The organism is Mesorhizobium sp. M7A.F.Ca.MR.362.00.0.0 (assembly GCF_004023175.1).
Classification (GTDB): domain Bacteria; phylum Pseudomonadota; class Alphaproteobacteria; order Rhizobiales; family Rhizobiaceae; genus Mesorhizobium.
In genome coordinates this window covers 1-8,539 of record NZ_RZTF01000018.1, presented here as the reverse complement: position 1 = coordinate 8,539, position 8,539 = coordinate 1, and the positions used below count along the sequence as shown (strand labels likewise).

At 63.2% G+C, this 8,539-nt stretch carries 5 protein-coding genes and 1 pseudogene; 3 read left to right on the top strand and 3 right to left on the bottom strand.

Annotation, left to right across the window (positions count from 1 at the left end):
• From EOC06_RS04635 to EOC06_RS04625, 3 genes are all read right to left on the bottom strand, one after another.
• Positions 1-2,988, bottom strand: a 2,988-nt coding sequence (locus EOC06_RS04635; RefSeq protein ID WP_245469330.1) for an efflux RND transporter permease subunit, incomplete at its 3' end; no start/stop codon positions are given.
• Positions 2,985-4,148, bottom strand: a complete 1,164-nt coding sequence (locus tag EOC06_RS04630; protein WP_128307198.1) for an efflux RND transporter periplasmic adaptor subunit — start codon at positions 4,146-4,148, stop codon at positions 2,985-2,987. The genes EOC06_RS04635 and EOC06_RS04630, both read right to left, overlap by 4 nt.
• A gap of 193 nt (positions 4,149-4,341) precedes the next feature.
• On the bottom strand, positions 4,342-5,169 hold the full coding sequence (locus EOC06_RS04625) for a MurR/RpiR family transcriptional regulator (protein WP_127271407.1): 828 nt from the start codon (positions 5,167-5,169) through the stop codon (positions 4,342-4,344).
• 144 nt (positions 5,170-5,313) lie between these two features.
• Between EOC06_RS04625 and EOC06_RS04620 the strand changes: the two genes are divergently transcribed.
• From EOC06_RS04620 to EOC06_RS04610, 3 genes and pseudogenes are all read left to right on the top strand, one after another.
• On the top strand, positions 5,314-6,132 hold the full coding sequence (locus EOC06_RS04620) for an N-formylglutamate amidohydrolase (RefSeq protein WP_128307197.1): 819 nt from the start codon (positions 5,314-5,316) through the stop codon (positions 6,130-6,132).
• 18 nt (positions 6,133-6,150) lie between these two features.
• Positions 6,151-7,713, top strand: coding sequence for an amino acid permease (locus EOC06_RS04615; protein WP_128307196.1), 1,563 nt, complete (start codon positions 6,151-6,153; stop codon positions 7,711-7,713).
• A gap of 87 nt (positions 7,714-7,800) precedes the next feature.
• Positions 7,801-8,539 (top strand): annotated as a pseudogene (locus tag EOC06_RS04610) (glutamine synthetase); the annotation flags it as partial.

Sequence of the window (8,539 nt, the reverse complement as noted above, 5' to 3'; positions counted from 1 at the left end):
CCCCAGGCCGCCGACGATGACCCAGCCGAGCGCGACGCGCGCCTCGGCACCGGCGCCGCTCGCCAGCACCAGCGGCAGGCCGCCGAGCACGGTGCAGATCATCGTCATCATCACCGGCCGCACGCGGATGATCGAGGCCTGTTCGATCGCCTCGCGCACGCCAAGCCCGCGGTCGCGCAACTGGTTGGCGAATTCGACGATCAGGATGCCGTTCTTGGCCATGACGCCGACCAAAAGCACCAGGCCGATCTGGCTGTAGGCGTTGAGACTGGTGCCCGAGAGGAGAAGCGCGAAAATTGCACAGGCCAGCCCGAGCGGCACCGTCGCCATGATGATGACGGCGCTGACAAAACTTTCGAACTGGGCGGCCAGCACCAAAAGGATGATGACCAGCGCGAAGCCGAAAATGGTGACCATGGCGCTGTTGGTCTCGCCCAGCGTCGCCGCCTCGGCCAGCGGCAGGATGCGGCTGCCTGGCGGCAGCAGCGGCGTGGCGATTTGCTCGGCGCGGGTGAGCGCATCGCCAAGCGCGAAGTCGCCGCTGAGGTTGGACGTGATCGCCACAGAGGGCTGCTGCTGTTCGCGCGACAGCGACGGCGGCACGGCGCGTTCGGTCAGCGTGGCGATGGTCGACATCGGCACGAAACGTCCGTCGGCTGTTTTCAGGAAGATGTTCTCCAGATCCGTCGGATCGTTGATCGGATTTGTGGTCGAGACCAGCTTCACGCCGTAGCTGCGGTCGGCGATGTAGACGTCGACGACGTCGTTGCCGTCGAGCATGGCCTGCAAGGTGTTGGCCAGTCCTGATATGTCGATGCCGAGGTCGGAGGCGCGCTCACGGTCGATGGCCACGGCGAGCTGCGGCTGCGTCGGGTCGATGGACAGGCGCGGTGTCTGGAAGCGCGGGTCCTTCTGCATCTCGGCGATGATCTTCACGGCGGCATCGCCGAGCGCCTTGCGGTCGTTGCCGACCAGCGCGAACTGCAGGCCGTTGCCGGCGCCACGGATACCCAGGCTGTTGGGCTGCACCGGGAAGATGCGCACGCTCGGCACCTGCCTGGTCAGCTGGCTGATCTCGGCCATGATCTCCTGCTGGCTGCGGCTGCGCTCGTTCCACGGCGCCAGCGTCATCACCATGAAGCCGGAGTTGTAGGAGCCGTTCTGGCCGGCATTTTCGAAAGTGCTGCGGATCTCGCCGGAATCGCGCATCGGCTGGATCAATCTCTCGATCTTCTGCATCTGCTGCGTGGTGTAGTCGAGGCTGACGCCTTGCGGGGCGCTGATGCGCAGAAGTACGGCGGCGCGGTCCTCGGTCGGCGTCAGCTCCTGGCGGATGGTGCCGAACAGCGTGAAGGCGGTGCCGGCGAACAGCACCGCGACCAGAAGCACGATCCATGGCGCGTCGAGGCAGGCGTGCAGGCTGCGCTTGTAGGCCGTATTGAGCGCGCCGCCGATGCGGGCGCCGATGCCATGGCCACCTTCGTGGTGGAGCGATGCGCCGGTCAGCATGCGCGAGGCGAGCATCGGGCACAGCGTCAACGCGACCACGCAGGACAAGAGCACCGACATGGCAAGCACGAAGCCGAATTCGCGGAACAAGCCGCCGGTCTGGCCGGGCAGGAACGAAATCGGCACGAAGACGGCGACCAGCGTCAAGGTGGTGGCAATAACGGCAAAGAACACTTCCTGCGCGCCAAGCACAGCGGCCGCACGCGGTCCCATGCCTTCGTTGCGTCGTCGCACGATGTTTTCGAGCACGACGATGGCGTCGTCGACGACCAGGCCGGTCGCCAGCACCAGCGCGAGCAGGGTCAGGATGTTGACCGAGAAGCCGGCCAGATAGATGGCGGCGATGGTGCCGATCATGGCGACCGGCATCGCCAGGCCGGGGATCAGCGTCGCGCGCCAGTCGAGGAGAAACACATAGATGACGATCAGCACCATGGTGACGGACAGGCCGAGCGCGATCTCGACCTCGTGCACCGCGCCCTTGACGAAGACCGCGTCGTCGCTGGTGATCTTGATCGACATGCCCTTGGGCAGGTTTTCCTGCAACTTGGCGACGGCGGACTGGACGCCGGTCGAGATGTCCAACGTGTTCGATTCCGCCTGGCGGATGACGCCGATGCCGATGCCGGTCTTGCCATCCGAACGCAATGTGGTCTGGCCGACATCGGGGCCGAGTGTGACGGTGGCGACATCGCGGATGCGCGTCGTGCCGCCGATGATGATGTTCTCGAACTCTCCCGGCGTGGTGACGTCGGCAGTCGTGCGGACGATCAGGTCCTGGTTGGTCGTGGTGATCGAACCGGCGGGGGAATCGAAGGCGACCGAGGCAAGGGCGGCCCTGAGATCGGCAACCGTGAAGCCGAGGCTGGCCAGCTTGTTCTGATCGACATCGATGCGGAAGATCTTGTCGCGGTCGCCATAGACCTGGACGTCGGCAACGCCGGGCACGGCGGCCAACTCGTCCTCGATCTGGTCCTGGACCACCACGGTCATGTCCTGGATCGACATGTTGTCCGAGGTCACCGCCAGCCGCATCACCGGGTCGGAATTGGCGTCGGCCTTGACGATGCGCGGCGGATCGGCGGTGTCCGGCATCTGGTTGGCGACGCGGCCGACAGCATCACGCACGTCCGAGGCGGCGACATTCAGATCGACGCCATCGTTGAACTCGATGGTGACGCGGCTTGAGCCGAATGAGGAAGACGACGAGATCGACTTGACGCCGGAGACGCGGGCGACGGCGCCCTCGATGGTGTCGGTCAGTTCGCGATCGACGGTCTCGGCGGCCGCGCCCTCGAAGGTGGTGGAAACGGTGACGACCGCGCGATCGACATCAGGCAGTTCGCGGATCTCGACGCCGTAGAAGGCGGCCAGGCCGGCGACCGCAATCAGTGTGTTCAGCACGAAGGCCATCACCGGCCTGCGGATGAACAGGGCGGTGAAGCCGGTCTCGCTGGCAGTGTTGGCGGGGCTGGTCATGTGCCTGCGGCGGCGTCCGCGGCGCGCTGCTCTTCGCCGGCAAGGCGGACCGCGCCGCCCTCGCTTACGCTCTGGGTGCCCTCTGTGACCACCATGTCACCATTGTCGATCTCGGCGTCGATCAGCACGGTCTCGGTGTTGCGCTGTATGATGCGCACCGGGACCCGCCTGGCCTTGCCATCCTCGATCTGCCAGACATAGGCGCCGTCCGACCCCCACAGGATCGCCAGCGGGCTGACGGCCGGATAGATTTGCCCCGGAAATTTCATGGTGATGCCGAACGACATGCCGGCGCGCAGCGAATCGGCAGGGTTGGCGATCTTGGCCTTGACCAGCAGGGTGCGGCTCTTTTCATCGATGTGGTTGTCGATGGCCGAAACGGTGCCGCTATAAGCATTGCTGGGATTGGCGATCGGCGTCGCCGTCAACTGTGCGCCGACCTTGACGGCGGCAGCGAAGCGCTCGGGCACCAGGAAATCGACCAGGATCGAGGACCGGTCGTCGAGCGTGGCAATGGCCGACTGGTTGGTGACATAATTGCCGGCCGAGATCGGCAGGATGCCGACAGTGCCAGCGATCGGTGCCAGTATCGACCGGCGCTGCAGCGCCAGTTCCGCATCCTGAAGCGCCAGCTTGGCGCCGGCCAAGACCACTTCGGCATCGGCCACTGCGACTGGTGTCGCGGCATTGGAGGCACGGAGCGACCTGACGCGGTCGAGTTTGGCCTGCGCATCCTGCAAGGCGAGCTTGGCGCGGTCCTGAGAGATCACTTCGGTCTCGGAATCCAGGGTGGCGAGGATCTGTCCCTTATCGACATGGCTGCCGGATTCGACCAGCAGTTCGGCGAGGCGGCCGGAGCTGTAGGGATTGACGGTCACCGAGGCGTTGGCACGGCCGGTGCCGATTGCCTGCAGGCGGTCGTTGATAACAGCCGAAGTGGCCGCAAGAGCGACCACGTTCACCCGCTGGTTGCCGCCACTACGGCCGTTTGCCTGCTTCGCGTTGGCGGCGCCGGTCTCAGCCGGGGGCGTTGCCGCGGAGGCCCAGTCGATGCCCCAGCGTGCCAGCACGTCCGGGGCACCGGGATAAAAGCGCAGCCAGGCGGCTGCCGCCACCACCAGCACCAAGAGTCCAAAAAGTATCTGTTTCCAGGCGGCCATCGGCACTCCGGTTGGTAAAACAATCCTTCCGTCTACCGGTTTCCCGAAATGAAGCAGACGCAGCGAGGCTATTGTAAGGCAAAGAAGCCGCCTCGATATCGCGTCTTTATGACAATTCTCCGAGGGCTGCGCACATTAAATATATGTAACGTTTGAGAAAATATGCGTAACGCTTTGGATCATCGCACAGGCACTAACGCAGACTTTCCATCTCGCGAATGCGTTTGGCGCCTTCTGCTTCCAGTTGCCTGGTGACGGCGCCAATCAGCGTTTCGGCGACAACGAAAAGGGCAGCCGAAGAGTCCCATGCCGACGGCACCGCGGTTCGTCCGGCGATAACATGGCGAGCAAAGCGGGCGATCGGCGACAGCCACTGGTCGGTGAACAGCACGATCTGAACGCCACGCTGATGCGCCTTCTCGGCGAAGCGGACGAGGCTGTCCTGGTAGCGCCTGATGTCGAAGATCACCAGCACGTCGCGCTTGCCCATGTCGATCAATCGGTCGCGCCACATGCTCTCCTGCCCGGCGAGGTGAAAGACATCCGGCTGGATGACGGCGAGGTGGGCGGCCATGTAGCGCGCCAGCGGATCGGTGAAGCGGCCGCCGATCAGGAAGGTCTTGCCGCGCCGGTCCGCTAGCCGGGCGGCGATGTCGGCAAGCTGCTTGTCGGACAGGTGTCTGAACGTCTCGCGCATGTTGTCGAGCGTCGCTTCCAGCATCGGCGACACCGTGCCGCCGCCAGGCGAGGGCGGGTTGAGTGTCCTTGTCGCCGGCGATTGCAGTTGCGCCGCCAGTTCGTCCTGCAGGCTCGACTGGAATTCCGGATAGTTCTGAAAGCCCAGCCGGGCGACGAAACGCAGGATCGTCGGCGAGGAGACGCCCGCCGCGGCCGAGAATTCAGCGACCGTTTTCAGGCCGATCATCGGATAGTTGGCGATCAGTGTCTGGGCCGCGCGCCGTTCGCCGGCCGGCATCGTGCCGAGGCGATCGGCGATCAGTTCGGCAATGCTGGAAATCATGTTTTCCCCACCTCTGGCTCGGCCGAAGGCCTTTTCCGAGATCGCATTTGACAAAGCCGGACAAACTGTATGAAATCATCCACAGGGACGCAATGAGGCAAAATACGTAACATACGATACAGCGCTCCCCGGGGACGGCAGAGTATGGAGAAAGCACGGCCCGCCAGCCTTGCATCGTCTGATACCGTGAGGGTGACGAACCCCGCCGGATCGAGCCCATTCGTGCTGACCTGCGATCACGCCTCGAACTACCTGCCGGCCGAATTCGGCACGCTCGGCCTTGCCGCCGAGGACCTGTCGCGCCACATCGCCTGGGATCCCGGCGCGCTGCCTGTTGCCCGCCGCATGGCGCAGGCGCTTGACGCGACTCTGGTCGAGACCCGCATTTCGCGCCTTGTCATCGACTGCAACCGGCCGCTCGACGCGCCCGACCTGGTGCCGCCGGTCAGTGAGACAACGGTCATACCGGGCAATGCCGGCCTGTCGGAAAACGAGCGGGCGGCACGTGTTGCCCTGTCATGGCAGCCTTTCCACGACACGATTGCCGGTATCATCGACAACAGGCTGTCACATGGTCAGGAAACGCGGCTGGTTTCGGTCCACTCCTTCACGCCGGTCTACAAATCCAAAAACCGGCCCTGGCATATCGGCATCATCCACGACGAGGATCGCCGGCTGGCGGCGCCGCTGATATCGGCGCTGAAGCGGCTTGCCGGCGTCACCGTCGGCGTCAACGAGCCGTATTCGCCTGCCGACCGCGTCTATTTCACGCTGGAACGGCATGCGCGATCACGCGGCCTGCCTTGCGCGATGATCGAAATCCGCAACGACGAAATCGCCGGCGAGACCGGGCAGCGGAAATGGGCGGATCTGCTCACGGGCATTTTTTCGGATCTGGAGCCAGAGGAGGCCGGATATTCCAGATCGCCGTCAGTCGGAAAGTCAGTTCAATCGGCCAATTAGAACCACAGGGGAATGAAAATGGCAGGACCGGATTATACGGACGTTGACAAGAAGGAGGACCTGAAGGTTCTCCACGGCATGGGCTATGCCCAGGAACTGTCGCGAAGCATGAGCCGCTTCTCGAATTTCGCGATATCGTTCTCGATCATCTGCATCCTTTCGGGCGGCATCAACTCCTTCGCGCAAGCCACATCGTCGATCGGCGGCGCAGGTGCGGGCATCGGCTGGATCGTCGGTTGCTGCGTGTCGGGCTTCTTCGCCCTTGCCATGGCGCAGATCGCCTCGGCATTTCCGACCGCCGGCGGCCTCTATCACTGGTCGTCGATCCTCGGCAACCGCTTCACCGGCTGGCTGACGGCCTGGCTAAACCTGTTCGGTCTGATCACTGTGCTCGGCGCCATCAACATCGGCACCGCTTTCTTCTTCGTTGGAACATTCGGAAGCTGGTTCGGCATCACCGGCACGCCGGGCGAAATCGTCGGGTTTGTCGCCTTCATCACCGTGCTGCAGGCGCTGTTCAACCATTTCGGCATCAAACTGACGGCAATGCTCACCGATGCTTCGGGCTTTCTTATCCTGGGCGCAACAGCAGTGCTGATCGTGGCCTGCCTGGTGTTCGCACCGGCAATCGACATCAGCCGGCTGTGGACGTTCACAAACTATTCAGGCGATGCGGGCGGCGGTGTTTTTCCGCAAACCGACTCCATGAGCTACCTGTTCCTGCTCTGCCTGCTTCTGCCCGTCTATACCATCACCGGCTATGACGCCTCGGCCCACACCTCCGAGGAGACCGTCAAGGCAGCACACTCCGTTCCGCGGGCGATCGTTTCGTCGGTGCTGTGGTCGTCTCTGATCGGCTGGGTGATGCTGTGCGCAATCGTTCTCGCGATCCCGGACCTGGCTGCCGGCGCCAAGCAGGGCTGGAGCGTCTTCTTCTCGACGATGGACGCGATCCTGCCCGTGTGGCTCAAGGAGCTGCTCTATCTCGCCATCCTGATTTCGCAGTTCCTCTGCGGCCTGGCCACCGTGACCTCGGCTTCGCGCATGCTGTTTGCCTTCTCCCGCGACGGCGGCATGCCCGTTGGCTCCGCGGCTCTCGCCAAGGTCAACCCGACCTGGCGCACGCCGGTCAATGCGATCTGGACGGCCGCGATCCTCGAAATCCTGTATGTGTTCCTTGCCCAGTTTATTTCGATCGGCGGCACCAACATCTACACCATCGTCGTCAATTCGACGCTGGTGTTCCTGTTCCTGTCGTTCACCATCCCGATCGCACTCGGCATGGTCGCATTCGGCACGGCCAAGTGGCCTAATCCTGGCCCGTGGAACCTGGGCGCCGGACTGTTCAAGCTTTTCTGTGCGCTGTCGATTGTCGGCATGGTGATCATCTTCTACATCGCCATCCAGCCGCCGAACGACAAGGTGCTTTACATCACCATAGGCTTCATCTTGCTGACCGCCGTGCTTTGGTTCGGTTTCGAGAACCGCCGCTTCCAGGGTCCGCCGATCGGTGACCAGATCGCCAAACGCCAGGCCGCGATCAGGGCAGCCGAGGTGGCTATCGGCGAAGCTGGCGCCTGACATCGCCCAATATGGCCATGGCCGGCCTCGCGCCGGCCATGGCTACGTTTATCCCTTTCAATCGACAAGCGCTGGAGTGCCAAAGGAATGGCCGGAAATTTCTCGTTCGATCAGTTGAAGAAAGCGGTCTCCAGCGGCGAGATCGACACGGTGCTCGCCTGCATCGTCGACATGCAGGGACGGCTGGCGGGAAAACGCTTCCTGGCGCAGTACTTCGTCGATTCCGCGCATGACGAAACGCATGGCTGTAATTATCTGCTGGCCGCAGACATCGATATGGAGCCGGTGCCCGGCTACAAGGCGGCGAGCTGGTCGAAGGGCTATGGCGACTTCGTCATGAAGCCGGATCTCGCCACGCTGCGGCGCATTCCCTGGCTGGAAAAGACCGCACTCGTGATCTGCGACGTGCTCGACCACCACACCCATGATGACCTGCCACATTCGCCGCGCGCCATCTTGAAGAAGCAGGTCAAGCGGCTGACGGAGCGCGGCTATATAGGCTATTTCGCTTCCGAGCTCGAATTCTATCTGTTCAACGAGACATACGATTCCGCCCGCAAGAAGCACTGGCAAGGTCTCGATACCGCTTCACCCTATATCGGCGACTACCAGATCGGTATCACCACCAAGGAAGAAGGCGTCATGCGCCGGCTTCGCAACGAGATGGAAGCGGCCGGCATTCCGATCGAGAATTCCAAGGGCGAGTGGGGTCCGGGCCAGGAAGAGATCAATGTGCGCTACGCCGAGGCGCTCGACATGGCCGACCGTCACGTCATCCTGAAGAACGGCGCCACGGAAATCGCGGAGTCCGAGGGCAAGGCGATTT

What these genes read in the sequence shown, in the direction of transcription:
- EOC06_RS04620 (WP_128307197.1), top strand. Translation starts at nt 5,314, where the DNA reads ATGGAGAAAGCACGGCCCGCCAGCCTTGCATCGTCTGATACCGTGAGG.
- EOC06_RS04615 (WP_128307196.1), top strand. Translation starts at nt 6,151, where the DNA reads ATGGCAGGACCGGATTATACGGACGTTGACAAGAAGGAGGACCTGAAG.
- EOC06_RS04625 (WP_127271407.1), bottom strand. Translation starts at nt 5,169, where the DNA reads ATGATTTCCAGCATTGCCGAACTGATCGCCGATCGCCTCGGCACGATG.
- EOC06_RS04630 (WP_128307198.1), bottom strand. Translation starts at nt 4,148, where the DNA reads ATGGCCGCCTGGAAACAGATACTTTTTGGACTCTTGGTGCTGGTGGTG.